Here is a 24,730-nt window from a genome sequence, read left to right as displayed (position 1 = left end):
CACGCAGAGGGGGGCTCGGACCGTGCGGCGAGGGGGTATGCCCGCGTCAGTTGGGACGCGGGGACGACATAGCGCGCGCGCCACGCGGGACCTGCTCCGGCGGCGGCGCGCGACGATCGCCCGCTTCGCGGTCGCCCGCGCCGGCGGTTCGGGGCCGGCTCCGGTCGCCGTCGGCGCCCCGGCGTCGACCCCGCCGTTCGCCCCGGGCTCGACCTCGACCTCGGCCCCGGCCCCGACCCCGACCGCGCCGCCCGGTTCAGGCCGCCCGGCCGGTCCGGGGCGTCCGCGGCCGCGCTTCCGCCGCCGCCGGATCGGCTACCTGGCGCTGCTGCTGCTCTGGGTCGTGGTCAACGTCCAGTTCTGGCGCTGGTGGCTGCCGCACGCGGCCGACGGCGCCCCGGCCCTGGCCGCCACGGTCAGCGCCGCGCTGGCCTACCAGGCGGTCGTGCTGCCCTCGGTCTTCTGGTTCTTCGTCGGCCGGATCAAGCGCCCGCCCGAGCGGCCCGCGCCGCCCGGGCTGCGGGTGGCGATGATCACCCTCTGCGTGCCGGCGGTCGAGTCGACCGAGGTGATCGAGGCCCAGCTGCGGGCGCTGCGCGCGGTCGAGCACCCGCACGACAGCTGGATCCTCGACGAGGGCGGCTCGGTGGTCGTCCGCGACCTCGCCGAGCACCACGGCGTCCGCTACTTCACCCGCGCCGGGATCGAGCGCTGGAACCAGCCCGGCCCGCCCCACCAGCGCAAGACCAAGGCCGGCAACGTCAACGCCTGGCTCAGCCACGTCGCCGAGCTGGGGGAGGAGTACGACGTCTTCGTCCAGCTCGACGTCGACCACCGGCCGCTGCCGGAGTACCTGGACCGGGTGCTCGGCCACTTCGACGACCCCGAGGTCGCCTGGGTCCAGGCCCCGAGCGTCTGCGGCAACCTCGACAGCTGGACCGCCCGCGGCCTGGCCGAGCACGAGATCGTGCTCCAGGGCCCGCTCCAGATGGGCTTCTACGGCCACTCGGGGACGCCCTTCATCGTCGGCTCCCACACCAGCTACCGGACCGACGCGGTGCGCCGGATCGGCGGCTTCCAGCCGACCCGGGCCGAGGACCACCTCGACACGGTGGTGCTGGCCGCGCACGGCTACCGCGGGGTCTACGTGCCGGAGCAGATCGCGACCGGCGACGGCCCCGAGGAGCTGGGCACCTACCTGCGCCAGCAGTTCGCCTGGGCCCACTCGATGATCACCGTGCTGCTGCGCTGGACGCCGCGGCTGCTGCGCCGCTACAGCCCGGCGCAGGCGGTCCAGTTCCTCTTCGCGCAGACCTGGTACCTGCTCTGGTCGACCACGCTGCTGCTGCTCTGGCTGGCGCCGTCGGTGGCGCTGCTGAGCGAGCAGCGGATCGCCGTCGCCGAGCTGGCCGACTACGTCACCTACTTCCTGCCGGTCTCGCTGACCGGGTTCCTGATGTGGTGCTTCGCGCGGCCGTGGTTCCAGCCGGCCGGGGTCGGGATGACCTGGCGCGGGGCGGTGCTGATGGTCGCTCGCTGGCCGGTCGTACTGTGGGCGCTGGTCAGCGTCCTGCTGCGGACCGAGCACTCCTACATGATCACCCCCAAGCGCGGCCGGACCGGCGGCAGCCTGCCGCGGACCCGGACCGCCGTCGTCTTCGGGCCGACGGCGGCGCTGGTGGCGATCCCGCTCGCCGTCGCCTGGGCAGCCGACCTCAGCGGCCGCACGGCGACCGCCGACTCCTACGTGGTGCTGGTGCTGCTGAATGCGCTGGTGCCGCTGGTCGCGCTGCTGGTGTCGCTCGGCGGCGAGGTCCGCGGCCTGGCCCGCCGCGGCGCGGGCCGCCGCGACGCGCTGCTCGCCCACGGCGGGATCCTGCTGCTGGCGGCGGCGCTGACCGTGGCCCTGGTCGCGACCGCCGTCCACCTGTGGGGCGCGATCGCGGCGGCGGTCGGATGAGCGACGAACCGCGTCCGCGCCGCTGGCGGATGGCGCTGGCCCCCGCCGCGCTGCTGCTGGCGATCGCCGTGCTGCTGGTGCTGCAGGTCGAGCGCGACGGCGACGAGGGCCCGCCGGCGCTGCCGGTCGCGCCGTCGCCGGTCGCGCAGGTGATGCTCGGGGTCACCACCACCGAGCTGGCCCGCAACTCGTTCCAGCCGTGGGACGACGCGGCGCTGCGCTCGGTCGACCGCTTCGAGCGCGCGGCCGAGAAGCACGTCAGCGTCGTGCTCTGGTTCGCCGACTGGGCCCACGTCGCGCGGCCCGACCTCGGCCAGCTGCGCCGGATCGCCGCCCGCGGCAGCCTGCCGGAGATCACCTGGGAGCCGTGGGACAGCAGCAAGCCGCTGCGGACGCCGCAGCCCGCCTACCGCCTGCGCGAGATCATCGGCGGCCGCTACGACCCGCTGATCCGCCGCTGGGCCCGCGACCTGGCCGCCTACGGCGGACCGGTGCGGCTGCGCTTCGCGCACGAGATGAACGGCAACTGGTATCCGTGGTCGGAGGTCTTCAACGGCAACCGCTCGGGCGAGTACGTTCGCGCCTGGCGGCACGTCTGGAGCATCTTCCACAGCGAGGGCGCCACCAACGTCGAGTGGGTCTGGAGCCCCGTGGCGCTGGCGATCAAGGAGAGCGAGTATCCGGGGTCGCGCTACGTCGACCGGCTCGGGCTGTCGGGCTTCGTCGGCGGGATCCAGCTGCGGTTCCGGCCCTGGCGCCCGTTCTCCGCGCTGTTCGGCCCGGCGCTCGACGAGCTGCACGCGCTGGCGCCGGAGAAGCCGATCGAGATCAGCGAGGTCGGCGTCGCCGAGCAGGGCGGCGACAAGGCCGCCTGGATCGCCGACATGTTCCGCTTCCTCTCCCGGACCCCGGCGATCGACGCGCTGATCTGGTTCCAGCTGAACAAGCGCTCCGACTGGCGGGTCGACAGCTCCGAGCGGGCCCGGGCCGCCTTCGCCGCGGGACTGCGGTCGCGCCGCTACGGCCAGCGCGCCGCCCGCTTCGTGACCCCCGGCGGGGTCGGCACGACGACCCCGACCGCCACCCACGACCGGGTGCTGGCGCCGGGGATCGTCGAGCAGGTCGACGCGCTCGGCGAGGTCGTCGTCGGGGTCGTGCGGACGCTCGACGATCGCTACCGGGTGGTGCGGGTCCAGAACGGCGGCCTCGTCGCCGTCGACCCGATCGCCTCGACCCGGCCGCCGCTGCCCGACCTGGGGCGCGGTCCCGACGGCGGGATCGCGGTCGTCTACCGGCGCTGCGACGAGCGCCGCTGCTCGCTGCTGCGGCTGGGGCTCGACCACGGCGGCGCGCGGCCGGTGCCGCTGGTCGAGGAGCTGCCGTCGGGGGCCTGCGCGGCGCAGGCCTGGGCGACCTGGCGGGCGACGACGCTGGCGCTGCTGGGCGGTCCGCCCGGCGCCTGCCGCGGCGGCGACGGCGTCTTCGCGGTCGCCGGCGGGCGGCTGGCGCTGCGGGTCGCGAGCGGCGCGGTCAAGGGCGGCGCGCTCGACCTCGAGGGCCGCTCGTTCGTCTGGGTCGAGTACCAGCCGGTCGCGCGCGAGCCCGGCGCGTCGGTGACGGTCGTCCACGCCAGCCGCACCGACGGTCGCCGCGGCTTCGTGCTGCTGCGGCGCGACAACAGCCCGCGGGTGCGGTTCGCGGTGCCCGAGGTCGAGCTCGGCGGCGACAGCGTCTACCTGCGCTGGACCTACCCCCGCGCGGGCGTGGTCGGCGAGGGCTTCCAGCGGATCCGGCTGCTGCCGCGCGCCCCCTGCGAGGAGGACGTCGGGTTCCTCGACGCGACCGCCGGCGGCACGACGGTCGACGTCGACGGTCTCGGCGCCGCCCGCGGCCGGGTCTACTACTCGCTCTCGCGCGATCGCGGGCCGACGCTCTTCCAGCGCGTCGACCCACGCTGGCGGATCACGTCGGCCGACGCCTTCGGGACCCGGGGAGCGAGCTGCGGCTGAACGGCCAGCGGCCGTCCCGCAGCCGCTCGATCGGCGACGCCGTCGCGCGCAGCACCGCGCGCGCGGCGAGCGTGCCCGAGACCGCGTTGAGCCCGGCGCCGGGCCAGGTCGAGGAGCCGCACAGGAACAGCCCCGGCAGCGGCGTGGCGTAGCGCGACCAGCCGGGCGCCGGCCGCAGCAGGAAGCCCTGGTTCAGGTGGTGGCTGCCGCCGAGCGAGTCGCCACCGACCAGCGTCGGGACCTCGCGCTCGAGGTCGTCGGGACCGGTGACCGCGGTCGCGACGATCCGGTCGCGGAGGCCGGGCGCGTAGCCCTCGATCAGGTCGAGCACGCGCTCGGCGTAGGGGGCCTTGGCCGTCGCCCAGTCGCGGGCGTCGATCGTGCCGGCGGCGTCGCCGCGGATCGTCCGCGGCAGCACCCGCACCTGGATCCAGAGCGAGGCCGCGCCCTCGGGCACCCGGGTCGGGTCGATCGCCGAGGTCTGGCCGACGACCAGCAGCGGCGCCCGCGGCAGCAGCCCGGCCTGGGCCTCGGCGTAGGCCAGGCCCATGTCGTCGACGTAGGGACCGATGTGGACGTAGCCGAAGCGGTGCAGGTCGTCGCCGCCGAGCCATCGCAGCGGCTCGCGGAGGGCGACGTGGACGACCATCGTCGCCGGCCCGTAGCGGTAGGTGGGGGAGGGCCCGTCGACCAGCGGGCCGAAGACCAGCGGCGGCGCCAGGTTGGCCACCACCGCGACCCGCGCGCGGATCCGGTCGCCGCTGGCCAGCGTCACGCCCGCGGCGCGGCCCTCGTCGACCGCGATCCGGACCACCCCGTCGCCGGTCCGCAGCTCGCCGCCGACGTCGCCCAGCAGCCCGGCTAGCGCCTCCGGCATCCGGCCGGCGCCGCCGCGCGCGACCGACATCCCGTTGGCCTGGTCGGCGAAGGTCTCCAGGAACGGGAACATCGCCCCGCCGGAGACGTCGGGGCCGAAGTCCAGGTGCATGCCCCAGGGGGCGATCAGCGCCCGCGCCTCCTCGGTGGCGAAGTAGTCCTCGGCCAGCTCGCGGGTCGAGGAGAGCAGCAGCGAGCCCAGCTCGCCGAGGCCGCGCGGCCCGTGGCGGCGGAGCGCGCGGGCGAGGTGCCCGGCCGCCTCGCGCGAGGGCAGCTCGCTGCCGTAGAGCGAGAACAGCAGCTCGGAGAAGCGTCCGAACTGGGCCGACAGCCGCTCCCAGCCGTCGGCGTCGCCGGGCGAGTGCTCGCGCAGCAGTTCGAGCGTGCGGGCGGTGTCCTGGTAGACCCGCAGCGAGCGCTCGCCGGGGAAGACGTTGGCGAACGGCCGGTCGGTGGTGGCGAAGGTCAGCCCGTGCCGCTCCAGGTCGGCGGCTCGCTGCTGGAAGAGCGGCGAGGCGAGGAACAGGTTCTGGTTGGTGGCGTAGAGGTCGTGGACGTAGCCCGGGGCGGTCGGCTCGCCGTGCTTGCAGGCGCCGCCGACCCGCTCGTCGCGCTCGACGAGGACCACGTCGAGGCCGGCCGCGGCCAGCTCGATCGCGGCCACCAGCCCGTTGTGGCCGCCGCCGACGACCACGACGTCGGCGCTCCGCTCAGCCGGCATCGGCGCCTCCCGCCGCCCGCCCGGCGGCATGCACAGGCGGTTCGAGGGTCGGCTGCTGCAGGGGGAGGTTCACGTTCGTCACCGGTGGTTGCGGACCCAGCCGGGCGTCACCCCACCAGGCTGCTGGACGAGTGTCAAGTGGCCGGCGGGAGGGAGGCGCGCGCGATCGACCACGCGCGCGGGGGTCGCTACCGTGGAGGACGTGGCGAAGCGCGACGAATCAGCTCCACGGACCGTGCGACGGGGGGCCGGACGCGAGGCGCTCTGCCGCGCGCTGGTGGCCGTCGTCGCCCGCGACGGCCTCGACGGCGTGACCTTCCGCGCGGTCGCACGCGAGGCGGGGGTCACGGCCGGGCTCGCCTCGTACCACTTCGGCGACCGCGACACGATGGTCCGCGAGGCGCTGCAGTGGGCCGCCGAGCACTCGACCAGCGTCTCCCGGATCGCGCCCGAGGTCGACGATCCCGCGGCCTTCGCGTCATCGCTGCCGGAGCTGATGGAGCGCTTCCCGGAAGAGGCGATGTTCTCCTACGAGCTGGTACTCGCGGCCGCCCGCCGGCCGCAGCTGGCGCCGGACGTGCGGCGCAGCTACGACGGCTTCATCGCCGCCGTCCGCGATTCGCTCGACCGCTTCGGGGTCGAGGGCGACCCGGCGCTGGCCAACGTCGTCTTCGCCGCGATCGACGGCCTCTCGCTCCAGTACCTGCTCTACGGCGACATCGAGGCCACGCGGGCCGGCGTCGCCGCGCTCCAGCGGCTGGTGCTGCGGGCCTCCGGCGACGACTGAGCCGGTCAGCGCGGCGACCGCCGCAGCCGTCGCAGCGCGAGGCCGATCCGCTGCCGCGCCGCCATCCCCAGCACGCCGATCCCGACGGTCAACGCGGGAGCGAAGGCGGCCAGCGTCTCCTCGACGGGAAGGCCGGAGACGTGTGCCGCGATCGCGAAGCCCATGCGCCGACCGTAGGGAACGAACTATCCATCTGTCAAGGATGGACTGGTCGGATGTCCAGCGTGGTGAGGGGCTCAGCGGCGCCACCAGGCGCCGTCGCCGAGGTCGCGGAGGGCGTTGGTGAAGCAGTGGACCTCGCCCTGCCGCACGTGCGGCGACGGCCAGGTGTCGACCCAGCGGACGCTGATGCCCTTCGCCTTCAGCGCCGCCGCGGCGTCGTCGGCGAAGAGGTCGCGGCCGCCGACGACCGGGCCGTGCGGCGTGGCGGCCAGGAAGGTCCGGCCGCCCGGGGCCAGGCCGTTGGCGACGTTGCCGGTCCAGGCGATCTGCCGGCGCGCGTCCTGGGCGATGCCGAACAGCACCGGCACGCGGACGACGTCGGCGTCGGTCAGGCCCAGCTCGCGCCGCAGGACGGCCAGCTGGGCGTCGATCCGGCGGGCCGCGGTGGCGCTCTGGTCGGCGACCTTCGAGCGCAGCAGCGCGGCGACCGTCGGAGAGGGCAGCTTGCGGGCCTGATCGTCGTAGCGGTCGGCCGAGCCGACCACCCGGGCCCGCCGCCGCTCGCGCGCCGACAGCTTCCGCAGCCGCCGCAGCGCCCCGGCCGGGTCGGCGGCCACCAGCGCCCAGCCGCGCGCCGTCGCGGCCGGGACGAACGCGAACAGCTCGTCGACGTGGCCGACCTGCAGCCAGCCGGTGTCGACGGTGATCGCCGGCTGGGCGCCCTGGGCCGTGATCACCGTGGCCGCTCGCGCGGCCTCGGAGCCGCTGACCAGGACCTTGCCGTGGGGCGCGCCGGGCACCGGCGGCGTCGCCTCGAGGCCGCCGTCCATCTCCCACGGGCTCTTCGCGGAGCCTCCGAGCACGACGCCGGAGTCGGCTCCGCGGAGGGTCCGCAGCAGCCAAGCGCTGTCGCCGTGGCGCGTCAGGTCGGCCGCCCGCTCGTCGGCGAACCCGGTCGACCGCAGCGCGACGCGCATCACGCGGCTGCCGTCGGGACCGGGGACCGCGGCGTAGGCGGGCTCGAACTGGTCCTGCGCGAAGGCCCAGGTGTCCGCGTCGGTGACGAGCTGCCGACCGAGCCCGACCGCCGCGACCGCGGCCTTCAGCCGGCGGTCGAACGTGCGCGCGGCCAGGCTCAGCGACCGCGTGTTGCTCGCCTGGCGCAGGCCGACCGCGCGGTAGCTCTCGGGATCGCGGTGGTAGCGGCGCAGGAAGTTCGGCACGTCCTTGCGCTTGGTCGTCTTCAGGAACTTGATCGTGCGGCCGACCTGCGCGCGGGACTCGCGGTGGTAGGCGTCGATCTGGCGCCGGCTCTCCGGCGCGTTGGCGAACAGCGTGCGGGCCGGGGCGGTCTGCGGCACCAGCAGCACGGGGGCGACGTGGGCCGCCAGCTGGTCGCTCGCCGCCTGGCCGCCGGCCCGGACCTCGAGCGCGACCTCGATCCGCCCGTCCCAGCCGCCGTCGCCGGCGATCGCGGTCGCCTCGAGCCCGAGCACGACCCCCGCCCGCAGGTCGGCCGCCGACAGCTCCGCCGCCGGCGACCAGCGACCGCCGTCGCGGCGGAACAGCCGTGCGTGCTGCTGGCCGCTCGTGATCCGGACGCTGCCGCTGGCGTCGCCGGGGGCGTCGGCCCAGGGCAGCACCCGCAGCTCGGCCAGGTCGAGCGCGTCGCGGTCGCCGTTGACGACGTCGTCGGCGCCGTCGCGGCAGGCAGCGGCCGCCACCGGCGTGAACGGCTTCTCGACGATCTTCGCCAGCTCCGCCGCGCAGCGACCGCTGTCGTCGTCGACGTTCGGCAGCACGAGCACGCCGGCCGCGACGGTCCCGGTCCGCTGGGCGGCCAGGTCACGGTCGCCGGCGACGTCGATCCGACCGTCGCGGTCGGCGTCGCCCCGCAGCGCCGCGATCGGGGCGGCGGCCGCGCCCGGCGGGGCGGCGAGGGCGAGGAGGAGGGCGGCGGGCACGAGCCGCCTGGGGTTCCGGGGTCGAGCGATCACGCCTGCCCCATCGCCGCCGGCGGCGGATCCGTGTCAACGTGCGGCGCGGACCGCGATCGCCCCGTAGTCGATCGAGCCGGGCACGGCGCCCCGGACCCGCGCCCGGGCGGACTCGCGGCGGGCCTCGGCGAGCGGGATCCCGCGGCAGCGGAGACCCCGGACGAGCGTGCAGGCGGTGGCCGTCTCGAGGACCGCCCAGCGGACCCCGAGCGCCTCGGCCAGCTTCGCCAGCGGGACCGGCGGCTGCGCGGCCTGCGCGGCCCGCAGCCGCCGGCAGGGGCGCGGCCCGCCGCGGGCCGGGCAGGCGACGGTGGCCCGGCCGGGCAGGGTCAGGTGGGTGACGCCGGACGACGGGGTCCCGCGGAAGCGGCCGGCCCGCGGCGCCGGTCCCGCCAGGCTCAGGCTGCTGCGGTGGAGGGTCCGCAGTCCGGGGGCGGCGGGCGGCACGACGGCGGGCGCGACCAGCTCGCGGCAGCGGCCGCCGACGCAGAGCCGGCCCGACTCGACGACCGCCGCGCGGGCGCCGGCCGCGCGCAGCCGGATCGCCTGCTGGATCGTCGGCGGTCCGTCGCCGGGGATCGTGCGGCAGATCAGGTCGCCGGCGTCGCGACCGGAGCAGCGGATGGTCGCCAGCGGCGCGCCGCGCCCGTCGACGGCCCGCACCTGCTGGGCGTCGCCGAGGACGACGTTGCGCACCGCCGGCAGCAGCCCGGTGGCCGCCGCGACCGCCACCAGCAGCACGAAAGTCAGCACCACGAGCAGCAGCAGCCGCATCCGCCGCAGCCCGCGCGAGACCCGCAGCCGGGCGGCGTCGTTGCTGCACGCCAGTCGCGCGGCGACCTCGTCGTAGGGCAGCTCGTCGACCACCCGCAGCTCGACGGCGCGGCGCTGGTCCGAGGGCAGCGCGGCGAGCGCCGACCGCAGCTCCGCCGCCCCGGCGTCGGCGTCGATCCGGGCCGCGATCCCGTCCTCGTCGGCGCTGGCGGCCGGCGGGTCGCGGTGCTGCAGCCGCCACCGGGTGCGTCGCTCGACCTCGGTCCGGCGCCAGCTCTGGCGGACGACGTTGGCGGCGATCCCGTAGAGCCACGGGCCGGCCGAGCCGCCGACCTCGTCGCGGAAGCGGCCGGCGTGCTGGAGCGCCTGGGCGAAGGTCTCGGCCAGCGCGTCGGCGGCCTGGGCGTCGCCGTCGGTCCGGCGCCGGATCCAGCGCTCCAGCGGCGGCGCCCAGCGGTCGCGGACCACGAGGAAGGCGTCCGGATCGTCGGCGCTGCGCCGCAGCAGCTCGGCGTCGTCGAGGGTCGTCAGGGAAGGGGCCATCGTCGCTGCATGACCGGAGGCGCGGGATCGTGTCAGAGCCGGTCGCGATCGGCGCCGGCACGATCCCGCGGGCGGGACCCTCAGCCGGCCGGGACAGCGCTGGCCAGCGGGGCGGTGTCGAAGTACGAGCGGCCCTCGATGCAGCGGCCGTCGCGCAGCCGGAAGCGGTCGGCGCCCTCCCAGGTCCGCGGCTCGCCGGCGACCGTCGCGAAGGCCCGGAACTCGATCAGCACGGCGTCGCCGTCGGTCGCCCAGCGGGTCACCTCCAGCCGCAGGTCGGGCAGCGCCTCGGTCGCGGCCCCGAGCCAGGCGACGATCCCGTCCGGTCCCTGCGGCTCGCTCATCCCCGGGTAGAGGTTGCGGGTCTCGGGGTCGAGGATCTCGCGGAAGGCCTCGGCGCTCGGGTTCGCCCACCGCTCGGCGAACCGCTGGACGAACCCGGCGGCCTCGACGAAGGCGGGGATCGAGGGCAGCGGCGCGCCGGCCTGACGGTAGAAGGTGGCCGCGTCGAAGTAGCCGGTGTCGCTGTACAGGAGCCCGTCGCGGAAGCGGCAGACGAACGTCACCGGGACGTCGATCCTGGCCCCGTCGACCGCGCCGTCGAAGAGCGGCGCGGCGAGCGTCCCGGAGAAGCGTCCCCAGACCACGGCGGTGTCGCCGGCGATCGCCGTGCCGTCGAAGTCGCCGCGGTAGTCGGGCAGGATCGTGAAGAGCTGGCCGAAGAAGGCCCGCAGCCCGTCGTGGCCCTGGATGCGGCCCGCGACGCCGACGCTCTCGTAGGAGGCGTCGGGGTGGCAGAGGGCCACCGCGGCCTCGACGTCGTGGCGGTTCTTGGCGAGCGCGTAGGCCTGCAGCGTCCGCTCGATCTCCTGAGGCGTGTTGCCCATGTCGTGCCCTTCGTCGGGGGTGGATCTCGGGCTGAACATACCATGAGTACGTACTCTCAGTTTGTAAATCTCCGGGCGTCGGCGGCGGGGTAACCTACTTCGGGTATGTCTCCGACCCAGGCCGAGCGCAGCCAGGCGACGACCGCGCTGCTGGTGAGCACGGCGCGGGAGCTGTTCGCCGCCCGCGGCTATCCCGGCACCTCGCTCGACGACGTCGTCGCCCGGGCCGGCGTGACGAAGGGCGCGCTCTACCACCACTTCGCCAACAAGCGCGAGCTGTTCCGGGCCGTCTACGAGCGCGAGCAGGAGCGGCTGATGGCGGCCGTGATCGCCGACGCCGAGGTCGACGGCGACGTCTGGGAGCGGGTCGAGGCGGCCTGCGTGGCCTTCCTCGACCACAGCCTCGACCGCGAGGTCCAGCAGATCACCCTGCTCGACGCCCCGGCCGCGCTCGGCTGGGAGCAGATGCGGGCGATCGAGGGCCAGGGCTCGTACCGGCTGCTGCACGAGGCGCTGGAGTGGGCGATCGCCGAGGGCCTGCTCGCCCCGCGCCCGGTCGAGCCGCTGGCCCGGCTGCTGTTCGGGGCCCTCTGCGAGGCCGCGATGGCCGTCGCCCGGGCCGACGACCAGCCGACCGCCGCGCGCGAGACCCGCGAGGAGCTGGAGCGGCTGCTGCAGGCGCTGCGGGCCTGACGATGCTGCGCCGGCCGCGGCCGGCGGTGCCGACGCGGCCGCGCGACGAGCCGCGCTGACGCGGCCGCTCAGACCGTCCGCAGCGCCACCGTCGGCGGCAGCCGCGAAGCGCGGACGGCCGGGGTCAGCCCGGCGAGCGCGCCGATCAGGATCGCCGCCGCGATTCCGCCCGACCAGGCCTCGGCCGGGATCACCACCGTCCAGCCCTTGGCGCTGGCATAGACCGCGGTCGCCAGCGCCCCGGCCAGCACGCCAGCGACCCCGCCGAGGACGGCCAGCAGCACCGACTCGCCGAGGAACTGGGCCCGGATCTGACGCTTGGTCGCCCCCAGCGCCCGCCGCAGGCCGATCTCCGAGCGCCGCTCGAGGACCGAGATGATCATCGTGTTGGCGACGCCGACCGCGCCGACGATCAGGGCCACGACCCCGAGCCCGAGGAAGAGGCTGTCGAACGCCCCCGCCGCCGCGGCCCGCGCGGTCAGGACGTCCGACGGCTGGCTGACGGCGACCTCGCTCGGGGCCTGTGGGTTGGCGGTCGGCGCCAGCCGCGCCTGGACGCTCGCCTCGTGGCCGGTCGCCGTCCGCAGGTAGATCGTGCTCGGCGGGCCGACACGGGGCGCGCCGCCGACCATGCTCACGTGGCCCAGGTAGCGCTCGGCGGCGGGGTAGCCGATCAGGGCGCTGTCGTCGATCTCGGGCGCCAGCGGCGAGGGCCGCAGGACGCCGGCGACGGCGAACCACCGGTCGCCGAGCCAGATCCGCTGGTCGGGGTCGATCCGCTCGATCCCCAGCCGCGCGGCGGCGGCCGACCCGAGCACTGCCACCGGCACCTGCGCCGTGCCCGCGTTCAGCCAGGCGCCGCGGGCGAGGCCGGTGCCGAGCACCGCGGGCAGGTTCAGGCTCGCGGTCCGCACCCGCAGCCCACCGCTCTCGGCCGCCGGCACCATCGAGCTGCGATAGACCTTGCGCTCCTTCAGCAGACCGCTGTGCGCCACCTGCGCGACGTCGTCCAGGTGGCCGATCCGGGCCGGCGCCTCGTGCGGCAGCTGGGCCTCGCCGCCGGCCAGCCGCTGCCCGGCCTCGACGGTCAGCAGGTTGGTGCCGAGCCGGTCGATCTCCGCCAGCAGCCCGGCCTGGGACGAGGACGAGAGCCCGAGCACGGCGACGATCGCCGCCGTCCCGATCGCGATCCCGAGCGCCGACAGCGCCGCCCGCAGCGGGCGCGAGCGGAGGCCGACGCTGGCCACCCGCAGCGCGTCGCGCGGCCGCAGCCCGTGGCGGACGGCGCTCACGCGGGGCCGCCGCTGTCGGCGACGACGCGGCCGTCGAGCATCCGGATCCGCCGCGGCAGCCGCTCGGCGAGCGCGCCGTCGTGGGTGATCAGCACGATCGTCGCGCCGTCGCCGTGCAGCTCGTGGAGCAGGTCGACGATCGCCGCGCCGGTGGCGCTGTCGAGGTTGCCGGTCGGCTCGTCGGCGAGCACGATCGCCGGCCGTCCGACCAGCGCCCGGGCGATCGCCACCCGCTGCCGCTGCCCGCCGGAGATCGCCGTCGGCTTGAAGCCGGCGCGGTCGGCCAGCCCGACCCGCTCCAGCGCCTCGTCGGCCAGCCGCTGGCGCTCGCCGGCGGCGACGCCGGCGTAGAGCAGCCCGTCGGCCACGTTCTCGCGCACGGTCGCGTGCTCGGCGAGGAAGAACTGCTGGAAGACGAAGCCGATCCGCTGCGCGCGCAGCCGCGAGAGCGCGCGGTCGTCGAGCCCGGCCGCGTCGACCCCGCCGATCCGGACCACGCCGCTGGTCGGCGGCTCGAGCGTGCCCATCACGTGCAGCAGCGTCGACTTGCCCGACCCCGAGGGCCCGACGATCGCCGCCAGCTCGCCCGGCCGGACCGCGAACGAGACCCCCTGGAGCGCCGCGACCGGCGAGCCGTCCGCCTCCGGCTCGCCGTAGACCTTGGTCACCTCGCGCAGCTCGAGGACCGGCTCGCTCATCGCGACGGGACCACCACGCGGTCGCCCGCGCGCACGGCGCCCGTCACCTGGACCCGGCCGCCGGCGCTGTCGAACAGGCCCAGCCGCACCGCCACCAGCGCCCGCCGGCCGCCGGCCCGCACCAGCTCGACCGCGAAGCCGCCGCCGGTCCGCCCGACCAGCGCCGTGACCGGGACGCTGAGGGCGCGCGCCACGCCCGCGGTGGTGATCTCCGCCCGCACCGGCGCCTGGTCGAGCCCGCGCGCCGCGTGCCGGTCGTCGAGCCGGATCGCGGCCGGGATCGTGGCGCCCGCGACGTCGCCGTCCTTGCCGGCGGCACGGGCGACGCGACCGAGCCGGCTGACCCGACCCTTGGCCGAGCGGTTGCCGGGCAGCGTGACCACGGCCCGGTCACCGGGCTGGACCTGGCCCTGCTGCGACGCGTCGAGCCGCACCTGCACCTCGAGCGCGTCCGAGGTCGCCTGGGCGACGGCGGCGCCCGGCCGCGCGCCGCCGCCGAGCGTCGCGGCCAGCTTGGCGATCCGCGCCGCCTGCGGCAGCACCACGACCGCGTCGCGGTCGAGCGCCCCGGTCGCCGTCGCGCCCGCGCGCCGCTGGAGCCGCGCCAGCGCCTGGCGGGTGCTCCAGGTGAAGTCGTGGTCGTGCGGATCGACCGGTCCGCCGCGGTCGGCGCCGAGCCGGTGGAGGTTGGCGTTCAGCTGCCGGACGTCGCGGCCGCGGGCGCCGAGCGCGAGGTCGCGGTAGGCCGGGATCGCGCCGCAGAGCAGCAGCACCGGCCGGTCGTCGACCCGGTAGAGGGCGTCGCCGCAGCCGATCCGGTCGCCGCTCTCGGGCAGGGCGGTGTAGGTCCCGCGGGCCTGGTTGATCGCCACGTAGGGCGAGCCGTCCGGCCGCGCCCGGTAGGTCAGCGTCCCGTTCAGCGCGACCACCGCCGAGAGCGGTCCTGCGACGACGGGCGCGGTGGTCGCGGGCGGGTCCTGGGCGGCGGCGGTCGCGTCGTCGGAGCCGGTCGCCGCGACCACGCCGCCGGCGGCGCCCGCGACGACCAGGACGGCCGCGGCGGCCAGCAGCCGGGTCCGCCCGCTCACGGGGCCTTCACGCCCAGCTTCTCGCCGTAGACGGCGCCGCACTTCTGCATCGCCGCGTTCAGCGCCGCGTTGCCGTCGCGCGCGGTCGAGGGGATCCGGTTGGTGTCGACGAGCGGCGAGTCGGGCGTCGGGTCGGGGAAGTCGGCGACGCCGTTCTCGCGGATACACTGGGCGAACGCCAGCGCCGTCCGCTGCTGCTCGGCGTTGCGCTGGTGGCCGCTGAAGCCGGCCGGCTGGAGCTCCTGGCAGGCGCTGAGGGCCTGGTTCCAGGCCGGGCCGTCGGGGTCGATCGAGGAGCCGTTGAGGACCCCGTCGACCGTCAGCTCGCCGTCCGCGTTCGGGTCCGGGAAGCCGTCGACGCCGTTCTTGCGCATGCACTCGGCGAACCGGACCGCCTGATCGCGGGCGCTGCTCGGGGCGCTGCGGCCGCTCGTGCCGGCGGCGGTGGCGGTGGTCGTGTCGGTCGTCGACGAATCGCTCGAGCAGCCCGTGACGGCCAGCGCGAGCGTCGCGGCGGCGGCCAGCAGCCGCAGCGTCCCGCTCGTCGTCGACCGCCGTTCGCGAAAGGTCATCCCGCCAGTCAAGGCGGTCCGACGTCGCGCGCGCGTACGCGGATCTCGATACACCGACGATATGCGCCGGCGCTAGCCTCGGCGGCATGCGGGTGCTGGTGGTCGAGGACGAGCCGTACATGGCGGAGGCGATCCGCGACGGCCTGCGCCTGGAGGCGATCGCGGCCGACATCGCCGGCGACGGCGACAGCGCGCTGCAGCTGCTGCAGGTCAACGCCTACGACATCGCCGTCCTCGACCGCGACGTCCCGGGACCGAGCGGCGACGAGATCGCCAAGTGGATCGTCGCCTCGGGCAGCGGCATGCCGATCCTGATGCTGACCGCGGCCGACCGGCTCGACGACAAGGCCTCCGGCTTCGAGCTCGGCGCCGACGACTACCTGACGAAGCCGTTCGAGCTGCAGGAGCTGGTGCTGCGGCTGCGGGCGCTCGACCGCCGCCGCGCCCACCACCGGCCGCCGGTGCGCGAGATCGCCGGCCTGCGGCTCGACCCGTTCCGGCGCGAGGTCTACCGCGACGGCCGCTACGTCGGGCTGACGCGCAAGCAGTTCGCGGTGCTCGAGGTGCTGATCGAGGCCGACGGCGGGGTGGTCAGCGCCGAGGAGCTGCTGCAGCGGGCCTGGGACGAGAACGCCGATCCGTTCACCAACGCGGTCCGGATCACCGTCTCGGCCCTCCGCAAGCGGCTCGGCGAGCCGTGGGTGATCGCCACCGTGGCCGGCGTCGGGTACCGGATCGAGGACCCGGCCGACGGCGACGGTGGGGGAGGAGGGCGTGGATAGGGCGCCGGGGGCCAGCGTCCGGCTGAAGCTGACGCTCAGCTACGCCGGCTTCCTGATGCTGGCCGGCGTGCTGCTGATGGCGGTCGTCTGGGCGTTCCTGCTGCGCTACGTCCCCGACGTCTCCGACCACCGGATGCCGCCCGGCCGGATGGTCCTGATCACCGGGCCCAATCGCTCCGAGCTGCTCGACGCGTTCGTGCCGAAGGCGGCGATCGTGCTCGGCTCGCTGCTGATCTTCGGCCTCGTCGGCGGCTGGTTCCTGGCCGGCCGGATGCTGACCCCGCTGGCCCGGATCACCAACGCCACCCGCGTGGCCGCCGGCGGATCGCTCGCCCACCGGATCCACCTGGAGGGCCGCCAGGACGAGTTCCGCGAGCTCGCCGACAGCTTCGACGCGATGCTGGCGCGGCTCGAGGCCCAGGTCGCCGAGCAGCAGCGGTTCGCCGCCAACGCCTCGCACGAGCTGCGGACCCCACTGGCGGTCACGCAGACCCTGCTCGACGTGGCGCGCAAGGATCCGGACCACGACAACGGCGAGCTGGTCGAGCGGCTGCACGTCGTCAACGCCCGCGCGATCGACCTGACCGAGGCGCTGCTGCTGCTCAGCCGCGCCGACCAGCGGTCGTTCGTGCGCGAGCCGGTCGACCTCTCGCTGGTGGCCGAGGAGGCGGTCGAGACGCTGCTGCCGCTCGCCGAGCAGCGCGGGGTGGCGGTCGAGATCGCCGGCGACGTGGCCGTGGCCAGCGGCTCGCACGCGCTGCTGCTGCAGGTCAGCACCAACCTGGTCCACAACGCGATCGTCCACAACCTGCCGCGGGACGGCACGGTCTGGATCACCACCGGGACCGGGCCCCGCGGCCCGCGGCTGACGGTCGAGAACACGGGCGAGCCGCTGACCCCGTCGGTGGTGGCGACGCTGGTCGAGCCGTTCCAGCGCGGCGGCAGCAGCCGGGTCCGCAGCGACCACGCCGGCGTCGGGCTCGGCCTGGCGATCGTCCGCAGCATCACCCACGCCCACGACGGCACGCTGACGCTGGCGGCGCGGCCGGGTGGTGGGCTGTCGGTGACGGTCGAGCTGCCGACGCCGCCGCGCGCGGCCTGAGCGGTCGCGAGCGCCTACGCGCCAATTTCGCGCCGGCTGTCGAGATGATGCCCGCGGCTCCGCTCACCAGGTGAAGGGCCACGAACGGCGCGGCCCGCGAGACCAGGAGAACCCCGATGCCCAAGTACCTGATCCTCAAGCACTACCGCGGTGGCCCCGAGCCGCACCACCCGTTCCCGCCGATGGACCAGTGGGCGCCCGAGGACGTCGAGGCCCACATCGCCTTCCAGCACCACGTCGCCGAGATGCTGCGCGAGAACGGCGAGTTCGTCGACGCGCAGGCGCTGACCCCGACCCGCACCTGGGTCCGCTACGGCGGTCCGGGCGCGGCGCCGGTCACCACCGACGGCCCGCACCCGGAGACGAGCGAGCTGGTGGCGGGCTGGTTCATGATCGACGTCGAGTCCCACGAGCGGGCGCTCGAGGTCGCGGCCTACGTCTCGTCCGAGCCGGGTCCGCGCGGCGAGCCGCTGTACGAGTGGCTGGACGTGCGCGAGGTCATGACCGCGGCGCCGTCGCCGGAGTGACGCCGGTGGCGCCGCTGGACGAGGGCGCGCTGCGGGCTCTCGTCCCGCGCGCGCTGGCGGCGCTGGTCCGGCGGGGCGAGGACTTCGACGCGGCCGAGGACGCGCTCCAGGAGGCGCTGATCGAGGCCCTGCGGGTCTGGCCCGAGCATCCGCCGGACGACCCGCGGGCGTGGCTGACGGCGGTCGCCACCCGGCGGCTGGTCGACGCTCGCCGCAGCGAGGCGGCGCGGGTCCGGCGCGAGGAGACGGTCCACGCCGAGCCGCCGCCGGGGCCGGTGGCGGAGGGCGACGACACGCTGTTCGTGCTCTTCTGCTGCTGCCATCCCGAGCTGCCGCCGGCCTCGCAGGTGGCGCTGACCCTGCGCGCCGTCGGCGGCCTGACCACGCGCGAGATCGCCGACGCCTTCTACGTGCCGGAGGCGACGATGGCCCAGCGGATCAGCCGCGCGAAGCGGACGCTGGCCGGGCGGCGGCTGGACCGGCCGGGCGACCTGGCGGTGGTGCTGCGGGTGCTCTACCTGGTCTACACGGCGGGGCACGTGGGCCCGGCGACCCGGGTCGACCTGGCCGAGGAGGCGATCCGGCTGACGCGGCAGCTGACGCTGGCCAGCGACGAGCCCGAGGTGGGCGGGTTGCTGGCGCTGATGCTGCTCAACCACGCGCGGCGGGCGGCGCGGCTCGACGACGAGGGCCGGCTGGTGACGCTCGACCGCCAGGACCGCGGGCGCTGGAGGACGGACGAGATCGCCGAGGGCGTGGCCGTGCTGCAGGCGGCGCTGGCCCGCGAGCGCCCGGGGCGGTACCAGATCGAGGCGGCGATCGCGGCCCTCCACGACGACGCCGCCAGGGCCGAGGAGACCGACTGGCCCCAGATCCTGGCCTGGTACGACGACCTCGTCGCGCTGAGTGACCAGCCGCTGCGCCAGGACCCGGCGGCGGTGCTCGGACGGGCGGTCGCGGTCGCCCACGTGATGGGCCCGGCGGCCGGCCTGCGCGAGACCGACCGCCTGCGCGACGTGCTCGGCGACCGCCACCGCTGGCACGCCGTCCGCGGTCACCTGCACGAGCTGGCCGGCGACCTCGGGCCGGCCGCGGAGGCCTACGCCGAGGCCGCCCGCCGGGCCACCGACGTGGCCGAGAGGGACCACCTGGTGCGGCAGGCGGCGCGGGCGCGGGCGCGGGCGGGGGAGGGGGACTAGGCGAAGTAGTGGCCCTGCTCGACGTCCTCGACCCAGCCGGGGTGGGTCGGCTCCCAGCCCAGCAGCTGCCGGGTCCGGTCGTTGGAGGTCGGGTTGTCGAGCCCGGCGAAGGCCGCGAGGTAGCCCAGGTAGTGCGGCGCCTCCTCCGCGCTGATGCTCTTGGTCGGCACGCCGAGCTTGGCGGCGATCGTCTCGGCCATTAGCTTGCGCGGGATGCCCGTGTCGCCGACGCCGTGCAGCGTCGAACCGGCGGGGGCCCGCTCCAGGGCCAGGCGGTAGAGGACGCCGATGTCGTACGTGTGGGCCGCCGGCCAGCGGTTCGTGCCGTCGCCGGTGTAGGCCGCGACCCCGGTCTCGCGGGCGGCGTCGATCAGCCCGTGGGTGAAGCCGTGGTGGTCGAGGTCGCTGTGGATCAGCGGCGCCAGGCGCACGACCGAGGAGCGCACGGCTCGCTCCCCGAGGGCCAGCGCGTAGTTGGCCGCCGCGGCCCGGGGACCGTCGTCGACCTGGTCGTCCTCGGTCCCGGGGCGTCCCGTGATCCCCGCCATCGCGAGCATCAGCGTGCCACCGGTCGTCACGAAGGGCTTGTCGGTTCCGACGAGGGTCTCGCCGATCGCCCGGGTCACGGCCAGGTCCGAGTCGATCGCGCCCGTGAAGTCGCCGGCGCGCATCGCCTCGTGCCGGAAGGCGAGGTGGATGACGCCGTCGGCCTCGGCGGCCGCGCGCTCGAGCCCCGGCAGATCGTCGAGGTCGCCGCGGCGGACCTCGGCACCGAGCGCCGCGACCGTGGCGGCCGCGGCGTCCGAACGGGCGAGGCCGACGACCGCGTGGCCGTTGGCCAGGAGCTCGGGGATGACGGCGGAGGCGACATGGCCTGAGGCACCGGTGACGAAGACGCGCATGGTGGGTTCTCCAGATGGCTCGCGGGGAGGGAGGTGATGACACCTTGTGACATCACAGTAGCAGGCCGATGGCACTCCGTGTCATCGACTACGCTGGTCGCCCATGGCCCGCTGGAAACCAGACGCAGCCGGGCGCCTGATGGCGGCCGCGATCGCGCTCTTCGACGAGCAGGGCTACGACGACACCACCGTCGCCCAGATCGCCGAGCGCGCCGGCCTGACGAAGCGGACGTTCTTCCGCCACTTCCCGGACAAGAGGGAGGTCCTGTTCGGCGGCGGCCACGAGCTGGAGCGCGCCTGGACGGCGGCCGTCTCCGCCGCCCCGCCGGACGCCACCCCGCTGGCGGCCGTCGTCGCCGGGCTCGACCCGATCGCCGAGATGTTCGTCGAGCGCCACGCGTTCGCCCGCACGCGCGCCCGGATCGTCGACGCCGCCCCCGAGCTCAGGGAGCGCGAGCTGATCAAGCTCGACGACCTCGCCAGCGCGATCGAGGCGGCGTTGCGCGAGCGGGGCGTATCGGCGAACGACGCCGACCTCGCCGCGCGAGCCGGCGTGATCGTCTTCCACGCGGCGTTCGCGCGCTGGATCGCGCACGACGACCCCGCGGCGTTCAGGCGCTTGATCGACCAGTCGCTCGAGGACCTGCGGTCGGTCACCGCGGGCTGACGGGTCGGCGTCCGGGGCGACCCCAGCAGCAAGAAAGGCCTCCATCTGGAGGCCTTTCCGCAGCGCGCCCGAAAGGATTCGAACCTTTGACCTTCGGTTCCGTAGACCGACGCTCTATCCAGCTGAGCTACGGGCGCAACGGCGGTGCAGTCTAGCGGGCGCGGCGAGCGGGTGCGTGGAGACCCGCCGGTCGGGGGAGCGGCGGCGGGGCCGTTCCCGCTACGGTGGCGACAGGACGTGCGCCTCCCGCCGTGCCGAGCGGGCGCCAGCGCGTTTCGAACCCCCCGTTCCCCCCGATCTCGGTCGCCCCGGCCGTGGTCGCGCCGGTGCGCACGGGCCTCGCGGCGCTGCGACATGCGTCGAGGACCGCCCGCCGCCCGTGCGCCTCCGCCCGTGGGCGGACGACTACGTCATCGATGCCCCATCTCCGCTCGGCGCTGCTGCTGGTGCTCGCCGCCCTCGCCCTCGCCGTCGCGCTCCGCGGCGGTCCGGCGCTCGCCCCCGCGACGGCCGACGCCGCCCGCCCGCTGCCGGGCTACGTTGGGGCCGTGCGGTTCGGGGTCTATCCGGGCGGCGACGCGGGCGGCACCGACGGCGTCCTCCGCGCCCAGGCCGTCGACCCGGGGCGACGGCTGGCGATGATCCGCGGCCTCCGCGCCGGCCGCCGGGACTTCGTGCTCCACGAGTACGCCGCCTTCCACGACGCCGGCTCGTTCGCCGCCGCCGTGCCCCACGTCGACCAGGTCCTGCGCGACGCCGCCGCCACCGGCTGCCAGGTCGAGCTGGTCCTCCGCTACCAGCCCAGCGACCGCGAGCCGGCCCACGCCGTGCCCGCCTACCTCGAGTTCGTCCGCCAGGTCGCTCGCACCTACGGGCCCCGCCGCGAGCTGGTCGGCCTGCAGATCACCAACGAGGCGAACGTCGTCGGCGCCCCGGCCGCCGCCGACGGCGACTACCCCGGCGTCGCCCAGGCCCTCGTCGAGGGAGTCGCCACCGCCGCCGCCGAGCGCGACCGGCTCGGCCACCGCCACCTGGCGATCGGCTTCAACGCCGCCCACGACCTGCGCGGCCACGACTTCTGGACCGGCCTCCGACGCAGCGGCGGCCCCGCCTTCGCCCGCGCCGTCGACTACGTCGGCCTCGACGTCTACCCCGGCACCTGGCCGACCCCGGCCCGGCGTCCGCCCTCGTCGCACGCGGTCCGCACCACCGTCCGCCGCTCGCTCGCCCGCCTGCGCGCCAACATGCGCCGCGCCGGCCTCGGCCGACGGGTCGCGGTGCACGTCTCGGAGAACGGCTATCCGACCGGCCCCGGCCGCAGCGAACGGACCCAGGCGCGGGTACTGCGGGCCTCGGTCGCCGCCGTGCTCGGCGCTCGCCGCCGCTACGGGGTCAGCGACTACCGCTGGTTCGACCTCCGCGACGCCGACTCCGGCTCGGCCGACTTCCAGAGCCGCTACGGCCTGCTGCGCGACGACCTCTCTCCGAAGCCGGCCTTCGCGGCCCTGCGCGCGCTCGTCGCCCGCCACGGGTGAGCCCCGATCGCCCGTCGCTGGCGGGACCGGCTCGCGACCCGCTAGACCTCGTCGCATGAGCCTGACCCTCGGCGACGGACCGCTGGCGGGAGCGCCCGGCGGTCGCTTCAACTTCGACCTGCGGGCGGCCAGCCCCGCCCACCAGCTCTACCTGCAGCCCTACGGCCCGCGGGTGCGGGCGGTCGTCGGCGGCGAGTTGGTCCTCGACAGCGACCGCGCGCAGCTGCTCTACGAGACCGGCATCCCGCCGCGGATCTACGCCCCGTTCGAGGACTACCGCGGCGACCTGATGACCCGCACCGCGACCACCACCCACTGCCCCTTCAAGGGCGACGCCTCGTACTGGTCGCTGAACGCCGGCGGGCAGGTCGTCGAGGACGCGATCTGGGCCTACGAGGACCCACAGCCCGCCGCTCCCTGGCTGCGCGGCCTGGCTGCCCTCTACCCGGAGAAGGTCGAGGCCTGGTTCGCCGAGCAGGACCGGATCGTCGGCCACCTGCGCGACCCCTACCACCGGGTCGACGTCCACGACGGATCGCGGTCGGTCGAGGTCCGGATCGGCGGCACCGTGGTCGCCCGCAGCGTGCGGCCGAAGCTGCTCTTCGAGACCGGCCTGCCGCCGCGGGTCTACGTCCCGGCCGCCGACGTCGATCCGGGAGCGGTGGCGCCGGGCTCGGGCCTGCGGACGATCTGCCCCTACAAGGGCGAGGCGTCGTACTGGACGGTCGCGGGCGTCGAGGACGTCGCCTGGAGCTACGAGACGCCGCTCGCCGAGGCGGCCCGGATCCAGACCCACCTGGCCTTCGACGACGGCCGCGAGGACGTCGAGGTGGTCGTCGACTGAGGCACCTCAAGGCCCGATGAACGTTTCCTCAAGTGCTGCAATCCGCGTTGCGGGTGCGCTACGGTGCTCTGCGGATTCAACGGCCGAACCGCGCGCCCGATGCGCGCGGGCGGGGGAACCAACCGCGGTCGTCACGACCGCTGGGGCGAATCGCCGCAAGGCGTAGCGCAGCTCCTGGAGCGCGAGCCCGTCAGCTCACCCCGCAGGCCACCGACAGGAGGAATGCCGGAGTGACCGGACAGCAGCGCGACCTCGTGCGCGACGACCTGTGGCAGGCGTCCCACGAGCGCTCCCGACAGCGTCGCCAGCGGGCGATCCGTGGTACCTCAGCGTCCGAGCCCTCGCGCCTGGCGCGGCGGTTGGAGGCGACGGCGGCGCGCCCGACCCACACCGCGACCGCGATCGATCTGGGGCCGAACGGCGTCGCCTCGGCCCTGGCCGCGGCCGGCGTTCCGGCGAGCACCGGTGTCGGAGGCCGCGACTTGGCCGATCCGAGCCTCTGGCAGCGCTCGACGGTCTGGGCGCGCGAGCGGCGGATCAGCGTCCCGATCCAGCGGGCGCGCGAGCGGCGCCGGCGCAAGATGGCGATGGCGATGAGCGTGGCGATGGTCGGCTCGACCACCGGTCCCGCCGTCAGCGGTGCGATCGCCGCCGGGGCGACCGGCGACACCGCGACCACGACGACCGATGGCTCGGCCACCACCAGCGGTCGGATCGCCGGGCCGATCAGCGACGAGGGCCGGACGCGCTCGATCCTGGTCGCGGGCGCGACCGGGCAGGACGTGCGCGAGGCCCAGCAGCGGCTCGGCGTCCACGTCGACGGGGTCTACGGCGAGCGGACGGTGCGGGCGGTGGAGCGCTTCCAGCGCCAGCGCGGCCTGCAGGTCGACGGGGTCCTCGGGCCGCAGACCTGGACGGCGCTGCTCAGCACCCAGCAGGCGTCGGTCCGCGGCGCGGGTGCGGGCGGCTCGTCGCTGAAGGTCGTGGCGGCGCGGACCAGCGCCGACGGCGGGCAGGACCTGGTCCTCGTCGGCCCGAGCGAGCGGGCGGCGACGACCCGTACCGCGGCCCTGACCGACGACGATCGGTCGCCGTCGAGCACCGCGGCGAGCGACGAGGCGGCGGCCACGTCCGACTCGGGCTCGGGGTCGGATTCCGGGACGGGTTCCGGTTCGGGTTCGGGGGCGGGCTCCAGCTCCAGCGACGGAGCGGCATCGACGGCGACCGGCGACGGTGGGTCGAAGGACGCGGCGAAGAGCACCGGCGGCGGCGAGACGTCGAGCGACCGCGAGGCGTCCCCCAAGGCCGACACCCCGACCGACACGGGCAGCGGATCGTCCTCGACCGGGTCGACCAGCGGGACGGCCAAGCCGATCAGCGGCACGGTCACCTCGCCCTACGGCGCGCGGTGGGGCCGGCAGCACGCGGGCATGGACATCGCCGCGGCGATCGGCACCCCGATCAAGGCCTACGCGGCGGGCACGGTGGCGTTCAGCGGCACCCAGTCCGGCTACGGCAACATCGTCTGCGTCGACCACGGCGACGGGCTGCAGACCTGCTACGCCCACATGTCGAAGAACGCGGTCCGCCAGGGCGCCAAGGTCCAGGCGGGCGACGTCGTCGGCTACGTCGGGATGACGGGCCGCACCACCGGCCCGCACCTGCACTTCGAGGTCCGCAAGAACGGCAAGGCGGTCGATCCGGCGCCGTACTACAGCGGTGCCGGCAAGGCCAGCTCGCGCAGCACCACGACGGCCGGTAGCGGCAGCACGACGACCAAGACCGCGGCGAAGACCACCAGCGGGACCCAGCTCCAGAAGGCCAGCGCTCGCACCAGCAGCGCCGCGCTCGCCTCCGGCGGCACCCAGATCGGCGTCGACGCCAACGCCGCCGGGGCCGTGACGGCCGAGAACCAGGCGACCCCGGCGACCGCCCCGGTGGCGGCCGAGCAGGCCGCGGCCGCGCCGGCCGCCGAGGCCCAGGCGACCAGCGCCCCGGTGGCCGAGGCCCCGCCGGCGGTGGCGGAGGCGGAGGCGGCCGAGGCCCCGGCGGCCACGCCCGCGCCCGAGGCGAGCGCCCCGAGCCCGGAGCCGGTCGCCGAGGCGCCCGCGCC

22 protein-coding genes, 1 tRNA gene and 1 riboswitch are annotated in these 24,730 nt (G+C 75.9%); of the genes, 12 read left to right on the top strand and 11 right to left on the bottom strand.

From position 1 onward, the window contains the following. Positions 1–37: 37 nt before the first annotated feature. Both SH587_RS18175 and SH587_RS18170 read left to right on the top strand, forming a co-directional pair. The gene (locus tag SH587_RS18175; RefSeq protein WP_320672065.1) at positions 38–1,960 is read left to right on the top strand and encodes a glycosyltransferase family 2 protein; all 1,923 of its coding nucleotides are present in this window, start codon (positions 38–40) and stop codon (positions 1,958–1,960) included. Beyond that, entirely contained in the window at positions 1,957–3,969 is a 2,013-nt protein-coding gene (locus SH587_RS18170; RefSeq protein WP_320672064.1) for a glycoside hydrolase family 26 protein, read from the top strand. Before SH587_RS18175 ends, SH587_RS18170 begins: the two co-directional genes overlap by 4 nt. Here the strand turns inward: SH587_RS18170 and SH587_RS18165 are convergent. Further along, positions 3,923–5,566, bottom strand: a complete 1,644-nt coding sequence (locus tag SH587_RS18165; protein WP_320672063.1) for a phytoene desaturase family protein — start codon at positions 5,564–5,566, stop codon at positions 3,923–3,925. The genes SH587_RS18170 and SH587_RS18165 overlap by 47 nt on opposite strands. 235 nt (positions 5,567–5,801) lie before the next feature. Between SH587_RS18165 and SH587_RS18160 the strand changes: the two genes are divergently transcribed. Next, positions 5,802–6,353: a TetR/AcrR family transcriptional regulator gene (locus SH587_RS18160; RefSeq protein WP_320672062.1), complete on the top strand. Its 552-nt coding sequence runs from the start codon at positions 5,802–5,804 to the stop codon at positions 6,351–6,353. Between the two features lie 5 nt (positions 6,354–6,358). On the opposite strand, the gene SH587_RS18155 is transcribed toward SH587_RS18160, so the two are convergent. The 4 genes from SH587_RS18155 to SH587_RS18140 all read right to left on the bottom strand — a co-directional run bounded on the left by SH587_RS18155 (position 6,359) and on the right by SH587_RS18140 (position 10,716). Next, on the bottom strand, positions 6,359–6,517 hold the full coding sequence (locus SH587_RS18155) for a hypothetical protein (protein ID WP_320672061.1): 159 nt from the start codon (positions 6,515–6,517) through the stop codon (positions 6,359–6,361). A gap of 72 nt (positions 6,518–6,589) precedes the next feature. Beyond that, complete coding sequence (locus tag SH587_RS18150; protein ID WP_320672060.1) at positions 6,590–8,479, bottom strand: protein-arginine deiminase family protein; 1,890 nt, start codon at positions 8,477–8,479, stop codon at positions 6,590–6,592. A gap of 66 nt (positions 8,480–8,545) precedes the next feature. After that, positions 8,546–9,829 (bottom strand): RNA polymerase sigma factor, encoded by a 1,284-nt coding sequence (locus tag SH587_RS18145; RefSeq protein ID WP_320672059.1) that lies wholly within the window; start codon positions 9,827–9,829, stop codon positions 8,546–8,548. An 80-nt stretch (positions 9,830–9,909) separates the two neighbouring features. Next, positions 9,910–10,716, bottom strand: a complete 807-nt coding sequence (locus SH587_RS18140) for a nuclear transport factor 2 family protein (protein WP_320672058.1) — start codon at positions 10,714–10,716, stop codon at positions 9,910–9,912. A 105-nt stretch (positions 10,717–10,821) separates the two neighbouring features. On the opposite strand from SH587_RS18140, the gene SH587_RS18135 reads away from it, so the two are divergent. After that, on the top strand, positions 10,822–11,409 hold the full coding sequence (locus SH587_RS18135) for a TetR family C-terminal domain-containing protein (protein WP_320672057.1): 588 nt from the start codon (positions 10,822–10,824) through the stop codon (positions 11,407–11,409). 68 nt (positions 11,410–11,477) lie between these two features. On the opposite strand, the gene SH587_RS18130 is transcribed toward SH587_RS18135, so the two are convergent. Genes SH587_RS18130 through SH587_RS18115 form a run of 4 tightly spaced genes read right to left on the bottom strand, consistent with a single transcriptional unit; the run spans position 11,478 to position 15,059 of the window. Next, a complete protein-coding gene (locus SH587_RS18130) occupies positions 11,478–12,701 on the bottom strand; it encodes an ABC transporter permease (protein WP_320672056.1) in 1,224 nt (407 codons plus the stop codon). After that, positions 12,698–13,399 (bottom strand): ABC transporter ATP-binding protein, encoded by a 702-nt coding sequence (locus tag SH587_RS18125; RefSeq protein WP_320672055.1) that lies wholly within the window; start codon positions 13,397–13,399, stop codon positions 12,698–12,700. The genes SH587_RS18130 and SH587_RS18125 overlap by 4 nt, the downstream gene beginning before the upstream one ends. Beyond that, entirely contained in the window at positions 13,396–14,487 is a 1,092-nt protein-coding gene (locus SH587_RS18120) for a peptidoglycan-binding protein (protein WP_320672054.1), read from the bottom strand. Before SH587_RS18120 ends, SH587_RS18125 begins: the two co-directional genes overlap by 4 nt. Beyond that, positions 14,484–15,059: a hypothetical protein gene (locus tag SH587_RS18115; protein WP_320672053.1), complete on the bottom strand. Its 576-nt coding sequence runs from the start codon at positions 15,057–15,059 to the stop codon at positions 14,484–14,486. Before SH587_RS18115 ends, SH587_RS18120 begins: the two co-directional genes overlap by 4 nt. Before the next feature lie 86 nt (positions 15,060–15,145). Between SH587_RS18115 and SH587_RS18110 the strand changes: the two genes are divergently transcribed. The 4 genes from SH587_RS18110 to SH587_RS18095 all read left to right on the top strand — a co-directional run bounded on the left by SH587_RS18110 (position 15,146) and on the right by SH587_RS18095 (position 18,669). Next, on the top strand, positions 15,146–15,841 hold the full coding sequence (locus SH587_RS18110) for a response regulator transcription factor (RefSeq protein WP_320672052.1): 696 nt from the start codon (positions 15,146–15,148) through the stop codon (positions 15,839–15,841). Further along, the gene (locus SH587_RS18105; RefSeq protein WP_320672051.1) at positions 15,834–16,943 is read left to right on the top strand and encodes a sensor histidine kinase; all 1,110 of its coding nucleotides are present in this window, start codon (positions 15,834–15,836) and stop codon (positions 16,941–16,943) included. The genes SH587_RS18110 and SH587_RS18105 overlap by 8 nt, the downstream gene beginning before the upstream one ends. A gap of 116 nt (positions 16,944–17,059) precedes the next feature. Next, positions 17,060–17,470: a YciI family protein gene (locus SH587_RS18100; protein WP_320672050.1), complete on the top strand. Its 411-nt coding sequence runs from the start codon at positions 17,060–17,062 to the stop codon at positions 17,468–17,470. Beyond that, on the top strand, positions 17,467–18,669 hold the full coding sequence (locus SH587_RS18095) for an RNA polymerase sigma factor (RefSeq protein WP_375341785.1): 1,203 nt from the start codon (positions 17,467–17,469) through the stop codon (positions 18,667–18,669). The genes SH587_RS18100 and SH587_RS18095 overlap by 4 nt, the downstream gene beginning before the upstream one ends. Here SH587_RS18095 and SH587_RS18090 read toward each other — a convergent pair. Then, positions 18,666–19,571: an SDR family oxidoreductase gene (locus SH587_RS18090; protein WP_320672048.1), complete on the bottom strand. Its 906-nt coding sequence runs from the start codon at positions 19,569–19,571 to the stop codon at positions 18,666–18,668. The two genes, SH587_RS18095 and SH587_RS18090, sit on opposite strands and share 4 nt — an antisense overlap. Positions 19,572–19,710: 139 nt before the next feature. Between SH587_RS18090 and SH587_RS18085 the strand changes: the two genes are divergently transcribed. Further along, complete coding sequence (locus SH587_RS18085; RefSeq protein WP_320672047.1) at positions 19,711–20,238, top strand: TetR/AcrR family transcriptional regulator; 528 nt, start codon at positions 19,711–19,713, stop codon at positions 20,236–20,238. 63 nt (positions 20,239–20,301) lie between these two features. On the opposite strand, the gene SH587_RS18080 is transcribed toward SH587_RS18085, so the two are convergent. Next, positions 20,302–20,375 (bottom strand) — tRNA-Arg (locus SH587_RS18080). Positions 20,376–20,654: 279 nt separating this feature from the next. Between SH587_RS18080 and SH587_RS18075 the strand changes: the two genes are divergently transcribed. The 3 genes from SH587_RS18075 to SH587_RS18065 all read left to right on the top strand — a co-directional run. Continuing rightward, on the top strand, positions 20,655–21,773 hold the full coding sequence (locus SH587_RS18075) for a glycoside hydrolase family protein (RefSeq protein WP_320672046.1): 1,119 nt from the start codon (positions 20,655–20,657) through the stop codon (positions 21,771–21,773). Between the two features lie 55 nt (positions 21,774–21,828). Next, entirely contained in the window at positions 21,829–22,617 is a 789-nt protein-coding gene (locus SH587_RS18070) for a DUF427 domain-containing protein (RefSeq protein ID WP_320672045.1), read from the top strand. A gap of 71 nt (positions 22,618–22,688) precedes the next feature. Beyond that, positions 22,689–22,842, top strand: a riboswitch (cyclic di-AMP (ydaO/yuaA leader). Positions 22,843–22,847: 5 nt separating this feature from the next. Further along, on the top strand, positions 22,848–24,730 hold a 1,883-nt coding region (locus SH587_RS18065), incomplete at its 3' end, for a peptidoglycan DD-metalloendopeptidase family protein (RefSeq protein ID WP_320672044.1).

Origin of the sequence: Patulibacter defluvii (genome assembly GCF_034096925.1) — a bacterium.
Classification (GTDB): domain Bacteria; phylum Actinomycetota; class Thermoleophilia; order Solirubrobacterales; family Solirubrobacteraceae; genus Patulibacter; species Patulibacter defluvii.
This window is presented reverse-complemented; position numbering and strand designations above follow the sequence as displayed.